At 48.4% G+C, this 21,182-nt stretch carries 15 protein-coding genes, 1 tRNA gene and 1 pseudogene; 4 read left to right on the top strand and 13 right to left on the bottom strand.

What is annotated here, in order from left to right:
* Positions 1-148: 148 nt before the first annotated feature.
* The 10 genes and pseudogenes from ACN28R_RS21960 to ACN28R_RS21915 all read right to left on the bottom strand — a co-directional run bounded on the left by ACN28R_RS21960 (position 149) and on the right by ACN28R_RS21915 (position 12,875).
* Complete coding sequence (locus tag ACN28R_RS21960; RefSeq protein ID WP_095835463.1) at positions 149-580, bottom strand: toxin-activating lysine-acyltransferase; 432 nt, start codon at positions 578-580, stop codon at positions 149-151.
* The gene (locus ACN28R_RS21955; RefSeq protein WP_095835462.1) at positions 577-2,145 is read right to left on the bottom strand and encodes an MchC protein; all 1,569 of its coding nucleotides are present in this window, start codon (positions 2,143-2,145) and stop codon (positions 577-579) included. Before ACN28R_RS21955 ends, ACN28R_RS21960 begins: the two co-directional genes overlap by 4 nt.
* Positions 2,142-6,155 carry a non-ribosomal peptide synthetase gene (locus ACN28R_RS21950; protein ID WP_095835461.1) on the bottom strand — a complete coding sequence of 1,338 codons (4,014 nt, stop codon included), beginning with the start codon at positions 6,153-6,155 and terminating at the stop codon, positions 2,142-2,144. Before ACN28R_RS21950 ends, ACN28R_RS21955 begins: the two co-directional genes overlap by 4 nt.
* A 36-nt stretch (positions 6,156-6,191) precedes the next feature.
* On the bottom strand, positions 6,192-6,392 hold the full coding sequence (locus ACN28R_RS21945; RefSeq protein WP_095835460.1) for a hypothetical protein: 201 nt from the start codon (positions 6,390-6,392) through the stop codon (positions 6,192-6,194).
* Between the two features lie 426 nt (positions 6,393-6,818).
* The gene (locus tag ACN28R_RS21940) at positions 6,819-8,561 is read right to left on the bottom strand and encodes a hypothetical protein (RefSeq protein WP_095835459.1); all 1,743 of its coding nucleotides are present in this window, start codon (positions 8,559-8,561) and stop codon (positions 6,819-6,821) included.
* A gap of 769 nt (positions 8,562-9,330) precedes the next feature.
* Positions 9,331-9,516, bottom strand: a pseudogene (locus ACN28R_RS21935) (phosphopantetheine-binding protein); the annotation flags it as partial.
* A gap of 158 nt (positions 9,517-9,674) precedes the next feature.
* A complete protein-coding gene (locus ACN28R_RS21930; protein ID WP_095835457.1) occupies positions 9,675-10,403 on the bottom strand; it encodes a hypothetical protein in 729 nt (242 codons plus the stop codon).
* A 650-nt stretch (positions 10,404-11,053) separates the two neighbouring features.
* Positions 11,054-11,374, bottom strand: coding sequence for an Arm DNA-binding domain-containing protein (locus tag ACN28R_RS21925; protein ID WP_095835456.1), 321 nt, complete (start codon positions 11,372-11,374; stop codon positions 11,054-11,056).
* A 227-nt stretch (positions 11,375-11,601) separates the two neighbouring features.
* Positions 11,602-11,677, bottom strand: a tRNA-Gly gene (locus tag ACN28R_RS21920).
* Between the two features lie 247 nt (positions 11,678-11,924).
* Entirely contained in the window at positions 11,925-12,875 is a 951-nt protein-coding gene (locus ACN28R_RS21915) for a PEP-utilizing enzyme (RefSeq protein ID WP_236840164.1), read from the bottom strand.
* Positions 12,876-12,973: 98 nt separating this feature from the next.
* Here ACN28R_RS21915 and ACN28R_RS21910 point away from each other — a divergent pair, with 98 nt between their 5' ends.
* The 4 genes from ACN28R_RS21910 (at position 12,974) to ACN28R_RS21895 (ending at position 16,050) form a co-directional block, all read left to right on the top strand.
* Entirely contained in the window at positions 12,974-13,129 is a 156-nt protein-coding gene (locus tag ACN28R_RS21910) for a hypothetical protein (protein ID WP_156186738.1), read from the top strand.
* Between the two features lie 477 nt (positions 13,130-13,606).
* A complete protein-coding gene (locus tag ACN28R_RS21905; RefSeq protein ID WP_095835455.1) occupies positions 13,607-14,020 on the top strand; it encodes a GNAT family N-acetyltransferase in 414 nt (137 codons plus the stop codon).
* Positions 14,021-14,049: 29 nt separating this feature from the next.
* Entirely contained in the window at positions 14,050-14,739 is a 690-nt protein-coding gene (locus tag ACN28R_RS21900; RefSeq protein ID WP_048637324.1) for a helix-turn-helix transcriptional regulator, read from the top strand.
* Positions 14,740-14,760: 21 nt separating this feature from the next.
* On the top strand, positions 14,761-16,050 hold the full coding sequence (locus ACN28R_RS21895; RefSeq protein WP_048637323.1) for a purine-cytosine permease family protein: 1,290 nt from the start codon (positions 14,761-14,763) through the stop codon (positions 16,048-16,050).
* A gap of 259 nt (positions 16,051-16,309) precedes the next feature.
* On the opposite strand, the gene ACN28R_RS21890 is transcribed toward ACN28R_RS21895, so the two are convergent.
* From ACN28R_RS21890 to ACN28R_RS21880, 3 genes are read right to left on the bottom strand one after another with little or no spacing between them, the layout of a single operon-like run.
* Positions 16,310-17,506 (bottom strand): HlyD family type I secretion periplasmic adaptor subunit, encoded by a 1,197-nt coding sequence (locus ACN28R_RS21890; RefSeq protein ID WP_048637322.1) that lies wholly within the window; start codon positions 17,504-17,506, stop codon positions 16,310-16,312.
* On the bottom strand, positions 17,487-19,670 hold the full coding sequence (locus ACN28R_RS21885; protein WP_095835454.1) for a type I secretion system permease/ATPase: 2,184 nt from the start codon (positions 19,668-19,670) through the stop codon (positions 17,487-17,489). Before ACN28R_RS21885 ends, ACN28R_RS21890 begins: the two co-directional genes overlap by 20 nt.
* Positions 19,667-21,097: a TolC family outer membrane protein gene (locus tag ACN28R_RS21880; RefSeq protein ID WP_095835871.1), complete on the bottom strand. Its 1,431-nt coding sequence runs from the start codon at positions 21,095-21,097 to the stop codon at positions 19,667-19,669. The genes ACN28R_RS21885 and ACN28R_RS21880 overlap by 4 nt, the downstream gene beginning before the upstream one ends.
* Positions 21,098-21,182 lie beyond the last annotated feature (85 nt).

Genomic DNA, 21,182 nt, shown 5'->3' with positions numbered 1-21,182 from the left:
TTAATTATCTAATAACTTATCGTTAACCCTGTTAGTCAGCGCTGTTGCCATAATTGGCAAATATGCCCAAGGCCTCGGGTGCCAATCGGACGACCTGCTATACCACGTTTGTTCCAGGCTGTAGGGAACCTTTCCGCCTGAGCTATCGCTACAGGCTCATGATCTTCTTTCTCCGACTTAACCAACTCACCTGTCCCACTCCCCATGGTTTGAGTCGGATGAAGCGCTCGATGGCCTTACGGCCAAAACCAGGTTTGCAACAGAAGTCGAGGAGCCAGATCCTGTCGCCTTCATTCCATTCGGAAGGATGCAACCGAAATTCCGGATCGTTGAGCAGTCGAGCTTCAGTATCCGCCTCCAGATACGCCCAGGTGACATAAGCCAATGGCTGGTCGCGTGTATCGAAGAGGAATTTTATCTGATCGTGCTGTATCGCGAATTCCGTCCAATACTGAATGCTCAAAACCGGATAAAGGCTGTAATTGCGATTATGGAGCATGCAGCTTACGGCAAAACCGATCTGTTCATGGGCAGACCAGTCTTTCCGGTCATTGACTGTTTCCCTTATATACAACGTCATGTTTTTTCACACCTTTCCGGAATATGATTGACTGATTGCTGACGGCCAAACGCCTCCCTGGCAAAGATCTGCATTTTCTCTTCCATTACGGATAACGCCTGTCGCAGATGGAGGTCGTCGCCGCTATGGGCCTCCAGCAAGCCGGCGATCTCCTCAAGCATCCGAACCTTGCTCAAAAAACTTCTGGGTTGCAGTCTCCGTCGCGCTTGTTGTTCCATCTTTTTCAGGATCGAAGAGGTATCGCTACCCCGGGCACGGCAGGTTTTGACCAGCCAATGACTGGCTTCGGTGAAGAAACGTAGTGTTTCCGCGAAGCGGACGTCATTCTCCAAATCGCCGCAGCCAGGGACCGCCAACCCCTGACTGCGGCGTATCAACGTCACGACCAGTTGTTCCAGTGGCGACTCAGTTCGATCATCATTGGGCGGACAGTACAGCGTTCCGCTGCGGCTGCCGAACAATTTTATAAAGCTGTCCACCAGTCGCTCTAACGGTTCGGGCGTTTCTTTCGGCGATAGCATATCGGCGGATATTCCTAACAACGTCAGATATCCACGGTAGCAGGCTTCCTGAAAGGTTTGTTGGAAGCAAGCCCCCACCTGTTGCCGCGAATACAATGTGAATTCCGGATCGAAAAGGTATTTGCCGAGATACAGGCAAAGATCGGATAGTCCCTGTTGAAGGATCGCAGGCTCTTTCATCAACTGCGTAAGTTTGAGTTTGTATTCGAAATCGTAACGATGATCGCTGGGGAACAAGCAGTTGAGCCCGTTAAAATCCAACAGCCTTCCGTCCATCGCGATGTTGGACGGTGACGTCGTCAGCATTAGGAAACGCGTTCGGCAAAAAGCCATCTGCTGTGCCTGACGTCGCGCCAGTTCACATAGCCCTTCAATGCAATGATGCTGGGGATCGTGATAAGCCTCCTCGCTGAAACCTTCAGATGGTGTCGGCAAACTGGCCGGCAACTTCCGGATCGCTGACCTGACACGTCGAGCATCGTGCATCAGTTGCCCGGAGTATTGGGATTGCGGTCGGAAGTAAGGCGCCCGTTCGAAATGCGCCGGGCGAACTGTCGGCTCACGTACCAGCAGAGCCCGTCGAGATACCCCCCGGGAGCGTTCGAATTTAATATCGGTGTAGTTGTCGGTGAGTAAAACGGCTTGCGCGCGCACCGCGCCATAAGGCAATACCTGTGCCAGTACTTCTCCCCATAATGCTTCATAAATTGCCTGGCTGGCACCGAGCGCACCATTGGAATGGTGCCAGTCTGAACCCTGACCAACCAACGGATTGGCTCCGATCCCCTTGACTTGATAACGGCCGTCAAAACCGCAGCGGGCACCTCCGCCATTGCGCTGAATACCGCTGCCGCCATAGCGCTCCGCCTGGAATATTTTGGAAGTACCGGAGCCTATGGGACCAATCAAATAACTGCAAGCATTGTGCAATGCTTCGCCGTCGTTGACATCAGGGCCACACCAGATCAAAGAAGACGTTACCTGATGGGCCTCGAATGGTACTAAGTTTTCGGTGAGGTCAGCGAGCATAGGGTTATGGCTCATTTGGCAGCGTTCTCCACTATTTTTTTCCTGCTTGAGTCCTGTTGGTTCCCGGATAAACGTTTCAGAAAGCACGCAAACGTGACGTCCAGATGCATGGCGATTTCACGCAGAGCCTCGGCCCGGGCCATTGCGGGATGATTACAATTGATGTCGATGTTATGAATCCGTCCGTGAACATAAGGGTGCCACGCCTCCAGATCCAGCCAATCCTCGGCTCGTGGCGCTGCCGCCGTGAAGAACAACAAGTCGCCGTGATAAATGTCATGGTTCGAACCGCCAACCAAGCGGCGGCTATTGATAACGACATTGATAAGCCGATCAAGCGTTTGATCGTCAAGACTAGCCAGCGCATTACCATTTTCCCTGAGCAATCTGATCGTTTGTGAACGTTCGAGCACCTCACCTTTCGGCACAATCAAGGAAGGTAACCCGTTGTCAAAAGGCAACGCGATACCTGCGATGAAGAGCAACGCCGCCATAGCCATACTTTCTTCTTCTCTCGAGTTCAAATCTTCAAACGCGAAGCGCCGCCACAAATCACTGGGATAGGCATCCATCATCGCCAGCAGTTCAACCTTCTGGCCCTGTTGTTCAAGACGTACGGCCACGCTGTGAGCGATCATTCCACCAACGGACCAACCTATCAGCCAATATGGGCCTCTGGGTTGATGGGTTCGTATACGGTTGGCATACTCTTCAGCCATGTCATCCATCGATTGAGCGATATGACCCTCCGGTGTCAACCCTTGCGCCTGCAAACCGACAATCTCACACGGCGTCTTGAGAAAACGAGCCAGACCGCTGTAGCACCAGGCGATGCCGCCAGCCGGATGGATGCAGAACAGCGTCGGCAGTCCAATCCGGGAATTGTACGGGCTGGGACGCAGCAACAGAGTTGTATCAAGCATGTTCAGGTCATCATGCTGACCGTGCCCGGCCAGTGTTCTGGGGGTGGGATGGGCAAAAATGTTGGCTATCGTAATTCGCCAGCCGAGACCTGCGTTTATCCTGGCGGCGACACTGACGGCGCTCAGGGAATTACCGCCCAGATCAAAAAAGTTCGATTCGGGTGCTACTGCCGGTAATTGCAGAGCATCGGCGAAATACTCGCATAGCCGTTGCTCGATCAGGCTGGATGGCACACTGCCATCTTCCCGATGGATATTTGGCGGTGCGGGCAAAATTTTCCGATCCAGTTTCCCATTACGGCTTAAGGGGAGCTCCGCAAGAAACATCACACGCTGCGGTAGCATGTAAACGGGAAGATGTTTGCGACAAAACGCCAGCAGTTCATCTTCATCCGGCTCAACGCCATTGGTTACGATATAGGCGATAATACGTCCTTCATACATATTGGCACAGGCCTGATGGACTTGTGGGTGCTTGCCGATAACCGCGTCAATCTCCTCCAGTTCAATCCGCTGACCATGTATTTTTATTTGCTGATCCAGGCGCCCAAGGTAATCAATCTCACCATCCTCGCGCCAACGTGCCAGATCGCCTGTCCGGTAAAGACGCTCGCCGTCAGCACCGATGACGAAACGTTCAGCAGTCAGGGTTGGTTGGCCGACATAACCATCAGCAAGACAAATTCCTTCTATATACAGCTCTCCTTCAATACCGATCGGTGTGGTTCTACCGTATTCATTGAGAATGTGGATCCGCGTATTCCAGATTGGGCGGCCAATCGGTACGCTGCGTCCTTCAACATTTTGACCTAACACATGGTAAGTCACGTCAATAGCGGCTTCGGTTGGACCGTAGAGATTATGCAATGGTGCGGTCAGTAGACAGTGATAGCGCTTTACCAGCTCTGGGGACAATGCTTCACCACTTGCGAATACCCGGAGTAACGGTAGTTGTCCTGGACGACGTTCAAAAGCATCAAGAAATAGCGCCAGCATTGATGGGACAAAATGTAAGGTAGTGATGTTATATTGCTCAATACTGCTCAGAAGATAAGCTGGGTCCGTGTGTCCGCCGGGACGCGCCATAACCAATGTCGCGCCGCTGATCAGCGGCCAGAAGAACTCCCACATTGATACGTCGAAGGTCGCAGGCGTTTTCTGCAGAACACGATCCGTTGGCTGCAGACTGTACTCAGCCTGCATCCACTGAAGGCGATTAGCTAACGCCAGATGACCAACCATTACACCTTTCGGTTCGCCGCTGGAGCCTGAAGTGAAGAGAATGTAGGCCGGCGCAGTTCCACACTGCTCTGTGGGCAGCGCCAGTGCCGCGTTGCCCAACCGTTCCGCGATGCAACTGAGTGACTCAATATCCATCTGCGAGTGTCCGGTCGGCAGTCTGTTCCGGCTCGTGAAGGTGGATATCGTCAAAGAAGCGCCGGCTTGCTTGAGCATCTTCTGCAGTCGTAGTTCGGGAAGTTCCAGCGAGAGCGGCAAAATCACAGCACCGGAGCGAAGAATAGCCAGCAGAACCACTTCCAGCTCAACGCAGCGTTCCAGAGCCACACCGATCACCTTGCCGCGAGCACCTTGCAGATGGTAGTCGAGAGCATGCGCAAGCTGCCGAGAACGCAGTTCCAGTTCTGAATAGGTTAACCCACCGGTTTCGTCAAGTACGGCGAGCTGTTGAGGTACAGCTTGAACCTGTTCTTCAAATAACTGGAGAATATTATGCGCAGGCAAAGTATGAACTGTGTTGTTCCACTGAGCGATCGCCGACAACTCGGCTGGCATCGCCAACGACAGCTCCCGCAGCGGTAATTCAGGCGCCTTGATTAATTGCTCCATCCAGTACAGCAGTCGGCGCACATGCATTTGCAATTCCGATCGATTATGCCGCGAAGCATTAGCAATCAACCTGAGGCCGCGTGGGCGCAGATCTGATCCAAGTTCCAAATGAACATTGAGATCCCGTACAGGGCCAGTAGCGACATGTTTGGCTGCCGTGTTTAATCCTTCAAAATCAAGAGTGGGAGAGTAGGGCAAAATATTCAGTTCAATGCCGTAAAGAGGTAAGTTATCGCCGATTCTGCCGATAGCCCTGCCAATCCATTCGCCGCGATAACGTTGATGAGCAAGTAACTCGCGCCTGCTTCTTGCGACAATGGCACAAACGTCCTGAAAACAGACATCCTGAGGCAATTCCAAAAGCAAAGGCAGAATATTGCTGCGGGTTATCGCCGCCTGTGCGCCAAAGGAATCCAGGCGCCCCATACAAGGCAATCCGAAAAGCAGCTTTCGCTCGCCTCCCAGACATGATGAAAAATAACTGGCAAACACACCGAGCAACATATCGGACAACGCTATCCTGCTATGTTGATAAAAAGTATCCAAAACCAAAGACAGCTCAGCATCAATGAATTCTTCGGCCTGTATGGTATCAACTGCCATCTCTTGCGCAGCCGTGCCAAGGAAAGTTGGCGTTGGCATTTGTGCGCAGCGATGTGTCCAATAGTCGTGATCGCTTGTATATTGCGAACTCTCCCTGTAAGCCAAATCTTCTGCACACAATGTACGCAGTCCTACGAATCGACAAGGAACCACGCTTTCCCCTTTCTGCAACGCTCTGTAGTGCGCGCCTGCGCGTTGATGCAGTAAATGGTAGGCATAGGCATCGAAGGCGATATGATGGATACGAGAAAACCATATCGCCTCATGCTTACCTAATATATACAGACGATGTTCATGTTGATGCAGGCAATTCGGTCCCAACTCCTCACGGATTATCTGCTCCATCGATTGCTGCGCAAGAACCTCTGGCTCATCCTGAAAACTAAGATCGCACAGAGTGACGCATGCATTGGACATTAGCGGACCGAAAGATGGCGTACCGTACACATCGATGAAGCTGTGGTTGAGCACATCAAATTCCACTAAAGCGCGCTCAATAGCGTGAATTAATTTGGATTGTTCTATCTCACCGCGAAGGTACAAAGCCTGCCCCGTCGCGTAGAGTCTGGAAGAATGGCTGGCTTGAGAAGCATACCAAACCCCTTGCTGTGCATCAGTTAGGGGGATATTTTCATGAGGAAAAGAATTCATTTTGTGTGAGCACCAAAAGTTAAAAAAATTCTCAGTTTAAATATTTTCCGTTTTAAGCCTGGAATCTTTTTTTTTGACTAAATTTATAATTATCAGGTCTGGATGGTTATATTTTCTATCATTATAGAGTTGATTAACTGCCCCACTGGTAGCAGCATCCATGGTATTTTCGATTGTTGCAGGGATCCCGTCCGAGGCAGAAAAATGGTTTAATTTTAATGATGTCAGTTCTCTCATAAAGCTCCTGTTGTTTAAGCTTCGCATTCCAACCAGACTAAATAATTATTATTTTTACCATCTCAAATAAACCAATAGATTCGATATAATTAACAAGCGACAGGTGGACATATACAAACTAATCATCTTCTCCAACATTCCTCAAAGAGGAAAACAAAATGGGCAAAACCGTCAACAACAAAATTATTATACCTGCCACTTTATCTATATTTTACACCTTATTATATTAGAGATCGAAGTTTATCATTTCCGTCTACTTTGTCCGTAACAAGTTCTATCCTTCACATCAGTACAAGAGAATGACTCTCACCCATCTTTTTATGAAAGCGTCAGAGCATCCACATGAAGTAAAATGTTAGTTTGAGTAGGTGAGCACGATCTTCTTGCTGTCCCTAAATAACATCTTTTTTACTCTTAGATACATCTTTAATGTGTAGCATCAAAAACACTCCAAATCCTTCCTCCATAGAACCCTACTATATTTAATAAGTCAATCTCAGGCAAAGATGACAATGAATCATACTTCTCAATAGAATTATTTATAAAAAAATTGACATAAAAACCACCATCTCTAATATCGAATCCTATCTTTTTATATTCGTCTTGCCAACAAACTATCCGAGCAGTAGGACTATCATAAATTAAAGTATTAATCTTACCAATAATTGAGCCAACTACGTATTTTAGTTTTTGGGGGGCGATGTTATCACACGTGTTTTGTAACAAATTTATTATAGTTTCACGTTCAATACATTCCCGTGAGCTTGTTAATCGTGTGATATTTAAAAAACATGATTTCGTTATGTTTTCACTGGTAATCACCTTACTTAAATTCCTTGCCACCTCCTCCGCCTTCCCTCTATATTTTAAGTATAAATCATAAAGAATCTCCTTTTCCAAAGGATTAATCATGCTGGCAGGAATTATTGACATAAATTTATCTTTTTTGTTATAGCACATGGCAAGCTCGAACATAATAAACCCAAAACTACATGAAGGAGTATATATATCATCCACAGAAAAATTTTCATTTCGATATATCAAACTATCGATCATCGACGATAGTCTAACCTCATTCTGAGTTATTTCTATTTTATCAGATAAAACTTTTGGCAATCCAGTTAGCAATAACCTATCTTTTATTTTTGTTAAGATATAGCTATTTAGAAAATTATCCTTTGCATTATCATATATTTTCTGAAATTTATCATTACTACATAATACTTGTTTTCCAAAACAAAAAAATAAGTTATAAAACTCCCTCAACAAACACTTATGATCTTCCTCGAAAAACTTGGTTAATATTTGTCTATATCTCTCTGGAGCCTTACTACCAAATGGATGAATAGAATCCACTGAAGTAAAATCCACTAATTCACCATTTAACGTTACATTAGATGGTGATGTTCCAATTTTAAGGAATTTGCTATGGCAATAACCGAATTGTGCACCAAGACGAATAGCAAGCTCAGTCAATCCATAATCAAATTTTTCTTCATCACTTAGCATGAGCCAATCTTCTTTTGTATACTCCCTATGTTGCGGAAGTAAAGAAGGTAATGATGAGATAACTTTTGATACATGCTCAACTTCAAAATGTTGTTTATCCTTAAGCCCAGGGATGGGCTTAGAAAATACCGCCCACCCAAAATGAGCAGGTCTCAATCTATACTCTCTCACTAATAGCCCTAAAACATGTGGTTTTTGGCTTTTAATATCAATAACTTTATTTTCGGTTGATATAACTCCAATACAAGGAAGTGAACCATAAGGCAATATATCGCTTAAGACACGACTCCATATCATCTCATATAATGCATAATATAATGGTAATTCACCAGTAGCATGTACTGATTCATTATCCTGATGCAAAAGTGGGGTTGTACCAATCCCTTTTATCAGCCATTTACCATTAAATCCAACGCAGGTTCCTCCCCCATGATATTCAACGTCAGAACCGCTATAACACTCGACAAAGAATACTTTACATTGCGCAGTAATAACATTCTCTATTATAGCATCTCGTTTAACCATGTAACTGCATTCATTCAAAATGTCTTGCTGAAGTCCAGCATAAGATGGATTCACCCATATTAACTTTGTTTTTTTTAACTTACATGCATCGAAAGAAACAAAGTTTTCATTAATAAAAAAGTCATTGCATGCCATATAATCCCTATACTTTTAGTTAATCAGAAAAAATATTACACATAGAATTATTCAACAAATTAAATTAGATCATAAAAATAAGTTTCATTTATTAGCCAAAAGCCGCATCGTGAAGACTTTAATTAATTTAGGATGAAAATACTGCTTATCTATATTATCAAAAATCCATTATCTTATACTTCACAGCGTAATCTAGTTCCTATATGGATTGGAGACATGCTTATTCCTATAGAGACAGTAACATTCATACTAACGGAACACTGAAATAATTTCACCATTAATAATTTAACATACGTCTTCAAATACCCACACAAAAAAAATAAGTAGATTTTCATACATGCTACCGCCCTTGCTTTTACGCCATAAAGCCACAAGCTAATACATATATATGAATCAAACTTATGAAAGAAAAAATATCCGTCAAAAAACACCCTAGCATTAATAACAATCAAATAAAAAACACCAACATCACATCAATATAATAAATTGATATATACTGTGATATCATACCAAACTATCAATTTATAACAGAAAGCCGTCTCAACCCTTTTATCTATTATCTCCATAATAATTACTAAAGATAGAGAAATGCATTATGATTCCCATCACACTAATAACCAACGCTCCGGATATGTTATAGTCAATATTTTGCACCACAAGATACCATTCCTCTGACTATATAACATGGCTATTCAGAGTATTACTTTCACACAACCGCTACTCTAGCATCGTTCATTTTTTATATTTTAGAGTTTTCTTGTTCAAAGACTCATGGCAAATTTTTCCATGCCCTGAAGGTGGGAGCTCTCACCATATCAATAAAGTTAGCCTGTATCCCATATGCTTTTAATTCTCCGACTAAAACCATGACATCTATAGAATCCAAACCATAGTCAAACAAGTTTTCATCTTCATCAAACTCACTTTCCGAAACATTGATTTTTCTCAGAAGTAATGCTTTTAGCCTTTTAGCCTTTTAGCCGTGAGAGTCTGTAAATCCTTCTCCATATCCATATTGACTATCCTTGTGTTATAAAGAAATCGCAGCTATCGCACTGCTAGATAACGATCTAACTCTTAATTTTTTATTATTCACAGAATATATAATAATCCTCAAGATGCAGGGTTGAATACCTGAAAGCGATCGTGAATTTTTGTCATGAGCGATGCTGCTATTTCTGATAGCGTCGTGGAGATAAAACCGAATATTGCATCCCGATATTCGCGTGTACTTTCTATATATCGATTATTCCACACATGATCCTTCATCACTTTACACAAGCGCTCTATTGCGTTCAAATTCGTACTGTAAAGCGAAAAATAATAATGAAGTTCTATGTTTGGCAGATAGGAGTAATCTTTAATCCATGGGATTCGGTTATAATCCGAATCATCCACTATCAGATAAATTTTTTCCCTGTAATCGGGTGAATGCTTGCATATTTCATTGAAAAAATTGAAACTATAATAATGCAGCCACTTGTTTATACAAGGAATGCTGAACCAAATATTCCAGCGCTGAGCGGCATAAGCCCCTATTTCATGAGGATGGTGACATAAATGCTGTGATAAATGACCGATTGAACTTTCTGTTTGCTCGACATTAAGCACCCCATCAGAACTACCGTTTTCAGGTTTGAGCTTGCGCTCATTAAGATGATCACTGATACGAAGACTGATAATGATTTCATACAGGTGCAGAGCCTGAACGATTATTGCTGGATTCCATCCCACCAAAGCCAGAAGAATGGCTTTGATTCGATTGTAAACCCGCTTATCATGCCTAGCGTCATGAAGATGTTCAAATTCAGCTTTCTGTCCATCGGTAATAAATATTTTCATAGAGTGAGCATGATCTCCATATCTGCATAAAATCAAACACCTTCAATGGTCACATGCATATAAACAAAATCCTTCATTATGCGCATACAAAATCGCATGCAACGTAATGCATATTTCCATCAAGAAACAGACAAAACTTTTTCTATTATTTTAGTTTGGCTTACTGAACAACAATACACACACTATTACATATGATAACGATTATCAATACTATAAACGTTAACATTCCTTACATTTTAGAAAAATAGCGTATTTTTTGACCTAGTTCAAAAAATAGCAAGCAAATTACCATGATAAATATTAATAGCAGGCAAGGTAATGAGTAATATCCACATTTAAATGTAATTACAAATAACGATCATCACTTAAAAACGTTACTTTGATAAAGCATGAACTTGTAAGTAATGCGTTTCATTACTGTCACTATCTAAGTTGCTTGCTCATAATGGCAACAAATAGAACCGTTCCATAAACATGTAACGGGAAAAGCAGGATTTCCTCTATATTACTGTCAACATTGCCATCGTACTTTCCAGATTAACTACCGCAACAAGGCCCATAAGCCCGAGACTGTCGATAGACATTGAATGGCCCGAGGTGAGGGATAGAGGATGAGTACTGAAAATTAGGATGAACACCATATAAGCACATTAATAAACTCTCGCTGCCACGGCTTTGAAGCTGTAGCCGGCACGCTCGGCCTGCCGCTTTTGTTTGCGAACAGTGCAGGGGTTGATGCCTTTAGCCAACAGCTCGCGAGCTTCATCGCGCAATGCGCGCGCTTTGCGTAAGCCGATTTCAGGATAACGGCCTAGAGAGAGGCGCTTCTGTTTACCCAGCCAGTAATAGCGGAAATGCCATGACTTACCGCCCACCGGCGAAACAACCAGACCGAGTCCACCGCAATCAGGAAGATGAAAGGTTTTACCGTTGGCTTTAGCCTGCCGGATAATCAAATCGGAAAGTACCATGACAAGAGCTCCAGGTTGAGACTCAGGCTCTATGCTTGTCATTGCCTTTATTTGATCCCAGCAACAATCAGGAACGCGTTGCCACCCTGTTTTTTTGGCCTCAATTCTGGCCTTAAAAAGGCTGGCCGTGGGTGGTATTCAATGGATTGCTTTGGAAACAAAAAAAGAACTTTTCGCTCTTTTTTCATAGACCTACAGACATCATTGGACATCTATAGAACAAGAATTGGAGCGGGAAACGAGACTCGAACTCGCGACCCCGACCTTGGCAAGGTCGTGCTCTACCAACTGAGCTATTCCCGCAGAGAGATTTTTTGCGTCGGCGCAATGGACCTGCGCGACTGCCGATGATAATCATTGTAATACAATGAATTATATAACTATTTACTAGCATCCTTATCGGTGGGCAGCATTATGTACCAATCATTTATCGCTGACAAGCCCTTTTAGCCATAAATTCTGACCGCTGTGCGGCGATTGCGCAGATAAGCAGCCAACGGCTCAAAACATCGCCAGCGGTTAAGCCTAATCGGCTCGCTTACCGCCGCCTTCACGGCCTTCGCCGCGCTGCGGGTAATGCGCCGCCAGCCGCTACCATCTTTACGCGCTGGCGAATCAGGCTCCGATGCGTGGCAAACGGTTTGGCGTAGCGCCTCGCCGCCCCGGTTACAACACGCTGACCGTGCCGTTTGCCGTCCAGCCGTACGCGCATGCCGTTCTGCAAACGCGTCATAACGCCGCGCACGCTCATCACCGCCGGCAATTGCAGCTCTCTGGCCGTCACCGCCCCATGTGAAAGCGGGCCGCCGCTTTCGGTAATCACGCCGCTGGCGCGATAAAACAGCGAGGTCCACGCGGGATTGGTGGTTCTTGCCACCAGAATCGCCCCTTTGGGAAACAGCGCGAAATCGTCCGGGCTGTGGATTAAAAACACCTCGCCCTCGACGGTGCCCGGGCTGCCCGCCAACCCCGTCAGCTCATTACCGGTCGGCGTGTCTTCCGCGCTGCTCTGCTCGTCGTAGTTCCAGGCCGGGCTGCGCTGTTTAGCCTGCCGCCAGCCCGCCTGGTTGGCGTACACTACCTGCTCCAGCGTGTCGAAGCGCTCCTCGCGGATAGCGTCATCCAGTACGCTGAACGGGGCGAAATAGATATCGCTGGCCTCGCGCAATACTCCAAGCGCCACCAGACGCTCGCCGATCTCTTTAATCCCTTTGCGGAAGGGCAGCGTCAGGCGCGTCGTTTGGTAATGTTCAAGGTCGTCCAGATAGGTATAAATCCGCGCCAGACGGATCACCTCCTCAATAAAATAGCGCACGCGATCCTTGTCGCGCACCACCGGGATACCGGCGAACATCAGGCGCAGAAAGCGTGAGCGAAGCAGTTGAACGGAGGTCAGAAACTGCGCGGTCGGCAGCAGTTGGTTGAAGATCCAGCCATCCGCCGCGCCATTGCGATGGCTAGCCAACAGCAGCGTCGGCGTTTTGCCGTCGAAGGGAGGCAAAGGCCGCCCATGCAGCGTAACAAAGCGTAACGAGGAGTAGTAGAAACGCACCAACAGGAATAAAGGAGAATGCGGTCTTAGCCACGGGAGCTGGCTGTATGGTTTCCCATCCAGATAGCGGCGCGGGGCGCGGCGGTAAAGGTGAGGAAGATGACGTCCATCAATTCATGCGTTTTACTCGTATCGCAGCGTGGGGCGGGTATTTCGTTGATATCATTAAAGAGAGTCATTGGTTTTCACTGGGCCGGGTATGATCAATGAAATCGAAATAAATCATCTATTTCAATATTAAGAGGGAGCCCGCCCTGAGCATCCCGATAGCCTTTCGATCTCAATGACATTCTTCATTTGCCTCAAAATGTGCTCCCACGCCAATATGTCGTTCGGTATGATAGGCAAAGCGAAATATCAGTTCCAACTGTATAAAATGCCATAAAAATTATTATATTATCTTGTCGACTAACGTCCTATTCTGGTTCAACATCATGTCTATTTTACAAACTCTGAAATAATTTTCCCTGGTGAAGGGCACTATTCACTTAATCCTGTAAATTGAGAATGAAAATAAACATCTTACGACGTAGATCCAACTAACTAATTTACAATAGCGCAACGAGAGCATATGAGAAGAGGTAAAAAACCCTCTTGTTTAGGAGAGGTTTTTATGTTATCAGCTATTGTTTGCAAATGTAAAAAATATAGCTAACTAATAATAAGGAAACGAAAAATAAATGAATTTAAATATTACCGATACACCGAATAAAAATGAAGAAGAGCTCGTTATTCAAAGTCTATGGAAACATAACGAACAATACGACGCGGTTGATATTCATCCACTTTTTTTAAATTTCAAGGATGAAACCAATCATATCATTGCCGGACTTATAGCAAGGACATGGTGGGGAGGACTGGAAATACAATATCTGTGGGTCAGTGAAGCGCACAGAAAAATCGGGTTGGGCAGTCAGTTAATGAAGAAAGCGGAAGAAGAAGCGCTGAAACGCGATTGCCATTTTGCCTATGTCGATACGTTCAGTTTTCAGGCCCGCGGCTTCTATGAAAAGCTGGGATATCGCGAGTATGGGAACCTGCCGGGATACGCCCACAGGCACACCCGGCACTACTTATCAAAACTAATTCGCTGAGTTAACAACAACGACACAAGGAGGGCAGGATGTCATCATCATCCAAAAGTATGAATGATTATATTCACAATCTTATCACCATGATGGAATGCTTAAATGAGCCATGGGGAATTAAAGATTTAGAATCCAGACATGTCTACATGAATAAAGAGGCATGTCTTTATACTAATACCCCTTCAAGTTTTGATATCGAAGGTAGATTTGATGATGAGTTTCCTGCCAGCTGGGCAGAACTTTCCGAGGATTTTAAAGAGCATGACAGGCGAACCGAGAATAGTGAACAGCGAGTAACGGTTATAGAAACACACTATTGGTACGGAAAAAAAAATCTCACACCTTTCGTCAGCGAAAAAATACCCATTTTTAATAAAGATAAGATTTGCATTGGTACAATGTGGAATGCGAGACAGCTCAATACTTTGTCGCCTTTGATATACATCAGCCAGAAAAAACCCACCACATTAAATACAGAACTGACAAACGACGTTTTTACGCAGTCTGAGCTTGATATTATTTTTCTGATCTTGCAGCGTTTTTCCAGCAAGGAGATCGCGAGAAAAATGAATGTCTCACATAAAACCATTGAGAACAGAATATATAACATGTATCAAAAAGCAGAAGTACATTCGCTAAATCAGTTTGAAGAGTTTTGCCATCATTTAGGCTTGGATAATTACGTTCCAAATTCCCTCATTACAAAAGGCATCCAATTTATTTAATAATCAGGAGACAGATTCAAGATGGAAAGAATAGATGATTATCCAGTCAGCCGCGTTCCGATGAATATGCGGTTGCCCTTCTTTAATGTGGCATTAGTCCACATCGGCATGTTGACCGCATTGGACCAGTTCATGCTCGGCGCCGTATTGGGCAATTCGATGACATTAACCGATGCGTTTTTATCCATTTTCATCGGCAGCGCGATTTTTGGCATTGTGACGTTGGGTCTCGGTTATGCCGGGATGAAAGAGGGATTGTCCGGCAGCCTGCTGGCGAGATGGTGTGGATTTGGACGTTTTGGATCCGTCATGATCGGCCTGGTGATCGCCATCAGCTTGTTAGGTTGGTTTGGGGTGCAAAACGCCGTTTTCGCCAAAGCGCTTAATTTCGCGATGGGCGATAAATTAGGTTTTGGCTGGTCAGCCGCCATCTCAGGCGCGGCGCTAACCATTCTCGTCGCTTTCGGTTTCAGGGCACTGAAATTTACCGCCAAAATCGCGGTGCCGTTGTTTGTTCTGATTGTCGGATATATCTCGGTCATGACCCTGACCGGACATAATATCGCCGAATTACTTAGCTCATCACCAACCGGTGAAGCGGTTTCAATCAGCGCCGGAGCCACTATGGTTGTGGGCGGTTGTATTGTGGCCAGCCTGATCACGCCGGATATGACCCGCTATTCCAAAAAGGGCGACCATGTTTTCTGGATCACCATCATGTCGATCATTATCGGTGAATTTATCGTCAACGGCCTGGCCATATTGATTGCGCGGGCGTTGAATACGGCTGACGTGGTGACCATCATGTCGCAAACGGCTGGCGGCATCGGCCTGATCGTGGTCATTTTCTCCACGTTGAGGATCAATGACATCAATCTGTATTCTTCTTCGCTGGGCATCGCCAATGCCGTTGAAGGCATCACCGGGAGAAAACTCAGCTATATGTCGATAACGCTGGCGATCGGCTTTATTGGCACCTTTCTTTCCGTCATTGGCATTCTGGACAGATTTGTTGATTTTCTGACGCTACTTGGCGTGCTGTTCCCGCCTATCATCGGTATCATGCTGGTTGATTATTATATTTTACGCACCCACAGAAAACAGCTCACGGACAGCCGCAAAGAGGGTAAGTTGCCGGAAATTAAAGATACCCCGTTTATCGGATGGGCGGCGATTGCGGCCAGTATTGTCGGTTCCATCGTCGGCTTCGCCTTTGAATGGGGGGTGCCGTCCATCAATTCATTGATCGTTGCCAGCATGATGTATTGGCTGGTTAAAACCGTGTATAACCCCGTACGTCAGTACGCCTAAATATTGGCTTCCTTTGTAAGCAGCCGAAATCAGCCCGCTGGATGGTTTCCAGTGGACTGATTGGCACAAATCCCCCATGCATAAAGCGAGTTCGTCAGAGACCTGATCCGCCGGGACAAAGAGCGGGTAGAGACAGACACATTCACAAACGAATAACTACATTACCGGCATGTTTCTGGCACTTACCAAATTGGGTATAGAGCGCCTGTTAAAAACATTAATGACCTTATTTCCCGCTGTCGCGGCGCCAGAGCGTTATTTAACGTTCACGCAAAGCCTCTTTCGCACGATTAAAGGGTTTGATTAAATAATCCATCACCGTTTTCTCACCCGTTTTGATATCTACGGTGGCAATCATCCCCGGCACAATGGAAAAACGGCGGCCCGCTTTATTTTGTAGATAATCCTGATCGGTACGAATAAATACCCGGTAATAGAAGATCTCCGGTTTGACCTCATCCTGAATCGTATCCGGCGAAATGGTTTCCACCACGCCGTCCAGCCCACCGTAGATGGCATAATCATAAGCGGTGATCTTCACCAGCGCTTTTTGGTCTGGATGAATAAACGCGATATCCCGCGGCGATAGACGCGCTTCAATCAGCAGACGATCGTCCACCGGTACAATTTCCATAAGCTGGCCATTGGGCGCGATTACCCCGCCGATAGTGGTCACCTGGATATTTTTCACAATGCCGCGCACCGGCGAACGCACGGTCAGCCGCGTAACCGAATCCGTGCGGCCGCGGATCACCTCCGACAGCATATTTACTTCCGCATTGGCTTTAGCCAGTTCCTCACGCGCCTGTACGTAATATTGCGAACGCAGATCGATCAGCTTCAGATCGAGATCCGCTTTCTGACGCCGCAGGCGCAGCGCCTCGACGTGGCTCGCCGCCCCGGTTTTCACCAACCGTTCGGTTATCTTCAGTTCGCTCTCCACCAGCGCCTGCGCTTGTTTCAACTGCGATTCAGCGTCGGCAAGCTGCGCACGGCGGCTGTTATATAACCGGGTTTCCGCCGCGATCAGTTCCGGCCTGTCATCTAACGAAGCAGGAAATGCCAGCGGTTCATCATTAACCTCCGCGCTCAGGCGGGTGCTGGCGGCCAGCGCGGCACGGTAACGGGCGGCGCTCTCGCCCACATTGGACTCCGAGCGGGTCGGATCCAGTTTCGCCACCACCTGCCCGGCTTCAACCAGAGCGCCCTCGCGGACGCTAAGTTCCGCCAGGATCCCGCCGTCGAGCGTCTGCAAGATCTGTTCGCGCGAACTGGGGATCACTTTTCCACCACCGGTAGAAACTTCGTCAAGCGTGCCAAACCACGCCCATACCCCGGCTATCAGCAGCAACAGCCCGGTAATCACAATCACGCGCCTCGCGCCAGCGTACTGGCTTTCGCCGCCATATTGATTTTCCAGATCGTCAACAGCGAGCTCAGGCGAATTGGTTTTCATGATTCCCCCCCTGACGTTCATTGCGATGACGATGGGCACTCAGCGCCTGCTCTTTCGACGTATCCATCACTAGTTGTCTTTCTTGCAACACAATGACCCGTTCGACCAACTCCAGCACGGCGACACGATGCGTCGCCACGACCAGCGTACGCCCCGCCAGCCAACTGCCTAAGCGCTGAATAAATTCCCGCTCGGTATGCTCATCCAGAGAGGAGGTAGGTTCATCCAGCAGCACGATATTCGGATCGCGCAACAACATGCGCGCCAACAGAATCGACTGCCGCTGCCCGCCGGAAAGCCCGATCCCTCCTTCCATCACCGGGTGATCCAGCCCCAGCGGCAGCTTTTTAATAAAAGATTCGGCACCGCACACCGCCAGCGCGGTAAATATCTCCGCATCGCTGGCGCGGGGCGCGCCCAGCGTCAGGTTCTCGCGCAGCGTGCCAAAAAACAGCCGGGCGTTTTGACTTATCAAACCAACGTTGCGCCGCACATCCGCCATGTCGAGATGCGCCAGATTCAAGTTATCGAGCCGTAGTTCGCCTTCCACTAACTCCATGCCGCCCGCCAGCGCCTGGAGCAGGGTGGATTTCCCGGCGCCATTACGGCCCAGAATGGCGACCCGCTCGCCGGCACGGATTTCCAGTTTCGCGATTTTCAGCGCGATGGCGCTATCTTCACTGTGATAGCGGAACGCCGCGCCGTGGAACAGGTAGTGTCCGTACAGCACATCACAATGCACTTTGCTTTCATCCTGGTTGTTCTCCACCGGTAGCTGCATGATGCTGTCCAGTCCCTCTTTCGCGGCTTTGACCTGCTGCCAGCGCGCCAGCACGCCGCACAGCGTGGTCATCGGCGCGATCATGCGCGACGCCAGCAAAGACGCGGCGACGATCGCCCCGGTGGTCATCTCGCCGTCAATCACCCGCGGCGCGCCCACCATCACCACCAGCGCATACACCATACCCTGAACGCTCACGCCCCAACTCAGCAGCAACTGGGTAAGTTTGCGAATACGTACGCCGGATTCGGCGCTGATGCTGATGTAGTGGTTCCACTGCTGCAAAAAACGGTTTTCCGCCTGCATCAGCTTGATGTCTTCCAGACCCTGCACGCTTTCCACCAACACCGCGTTACGCAACGTGTTTTCCTGCGTAGCCTCACGCGCCAGCCGCGCCAGTTTCTGTTGCATAAACAGGCCAGGCAGAATCATCAGCACCGCCGCCACGGGCGCGATCCACGCCAGCGGCGGCGCAATAATCGCCAACACCAGCAAAAACAACAAGAAGAACGGCAAATCCACCACTGCCGAAACCGTGGTGGAAGTCACCATTTCGCGGATCTGCTCCAGTTCGCGGAGCTGGGAAATGAAGCTGCCGGTAGAGCGAGGAATGGCGCTGTTGCGTAACCGCAGGGCGTGGGCGAACACCCGATCGGAAACGCGGATATCCGCGCGCTTGCCGAGAATATCCGTAATGTGCGCACGCGCCAGCCGCAGCAGAAAAGCGAATACCATGGCGATCAGCACGCCAATCGACAGGACATACAGCGTCGGGTACGATTGCGCCGGGATCACGCGGTCGTATACCTGCATGGAAAAGATAATCCCCGCCAGTGACAGGATATTAACGATCAGCGAGGCCAGCATCACATAGCCGTAGGGCTGAAGATCGCATAGCACAAGCTTCCACAGCCAATCCGGGCGGTAAGTCTGTAGGTAGTGCTCGGCGCGGCTGTCTTTCACCGCCGCCGCGGGCCGTAGCGCCACCACATGGTGGATCGCCGGCAGAAGCTGGCTCAGGGAAAGCTGGCTGAGCTGGTTGCCGTCCGCCATAAAACACAGGCTCACGGTGTCCTGACCATCAAAGTGTTCGATGACCCCCACTTTACCGTCCGCCAGCTGCACCACCAGCGGCAGATGCCAGGCGGAAATATCCTGATTATCCTGAACGCGAGCCGTCAACCCGGCCTGACGCGCCAGATGTTGCAGCACCTGGGGAAGCGGGCGTTTTTCCAGCCACCGGGCGCTGGCCTGAAGCGCCCCCGGCGAAAAAGTCAGCCGATAATGACCCGCGACATAACTAATGGCGGCAGCCCAGTGGGACAATGACCGTGTTTCGCTTTCCGCCGCCGCGTTGTCTTTTATCTCCGTTAACTGGCTCATGGCTGGATCTCCACCGCCTGGATAGTACGATTATCCAGTGTGAACGCGCTGCGCATCTTACCGGTGCTATACAGGCAATCGAGTTGTAGCTGGTGTAGTTGCATCAGGGTTTGATGTTCGGCAAAACGCGCCTGAAACACTTCCTGTTCGGCGTTCAGCACATCCAACAGCGGCCGGGAGCCGAGTTCTAGATATTGCTGTTGATAAAGCGCACGGGTTTGCTTCCCAAGCTCCTGTTGCCGCACTTGAATTTTCAGTGAGTGCGCCAGGCTTTGGGCTTCATTTTGCGATTCCATCAGTTGCTGACGTGCTTCCAACCGTGCGGTCTGTACCGAGGCGTTGGCGGCTTCCAGCGAGTGTGCCGCCGCATTACGGCCGGCGGTCAGCCTGCCACCCTGATAAATGGGTACCTCGACTCTTACCCAAGCGGAGTATTGTGTGCGATCCAGCGTTTCACTGTTGGCGTAACGGTCGTTGAGATAGTGGCTGACTTCCGGTTGCAATGAGATTGTCGGACGAATCCGGGCGTTAGCTTCATCCAACTGCGCCTGCGCCTGATTGGCCTGGGCGTAAGCCGCCAATACCGACGGAACCAATCGATCATCCGGATCGCTGACGTCGCATGCGCGTTGCAGGTTTTGCGGAAACGCGTCGCTGACCCGCTGAATGCGCGCCCAGCCCAGCCGGGAGGCGAGCGTCGCCCGCCAGCGGTCGAGATTGGCCTGATACTGTAGCAGCGTCGAACGAGCGCCTTCAATGCGCACGTTGGTCTGCACCACATCCGACAAGGAACTGGCGCCCTCATCGTTGCGCTGGCGCGCCAGTTGGCTAATGCCGTCAAGAGCGGCCAATTGCTCCCTGGCTACCGCCACCAACTTTTGGTAGCCCTGCACCTGAACCACCGCCGACGCGGTGCCATGCGCCACGGTGTCAATACTCACCAGCACGTTGGCCTGCTCCCGCGCCACGCCGGCGTTGGCGGCGCGCACCTGGCTGTCCACCTTACCGAAGTCATACAGCATCTGAGAAACCGACAACACCAGCGACGGGCTATAGCCGCTGTTGCTATAACTGTTTGTAATGCCATTATTAATGCCGCCGCTCACTTGCGGATAATATTGCGAACGCGCCACATTGACCGCTTCCGACTGTTCGAATAGCCGCCCGATGGCTTCGCGAATATCCGGATGCCAGGAGACGGCGCGGGCGACCGCGACGTTAATATCCAGACTTTCAGGTACTCTGGCGGTGACTGGCGGCGCAACCGGCCCGGAGAGCGCGGGCAGTTGCTCCCGAACGACAATCTGCCCGGTGCTGATAATACCTGGCTGGGGTTCTATCTGCGCCACGCTAATGCCGCTGTAAATTCCCCCGACAGAGGCCAACAAAGGTGCCAGTCCAATCGTGAATCCCCGACAAGATTTCATATTATTCCATAATAAAATCAATAGATTAAATAAAAACACCACTAGCACAGCAGTCTCCTGCTGCGCCGTGGGTTTTCGTTATGAC

The organism is Brenneria goodwinii (assembly GCF_002291445.1).
GTDB classification, from domain to species: Bacteria; Pseudomonadota; Gammaproteobacteria; order Enterobacterales; family Enterobacteriaceae; genus Brenneria; species Brenneria goodwinii.
Note: the sequence above shows the minus strand (reverse complement) of the source record. Positions and strands in the feature narration are given on the sequence as shown.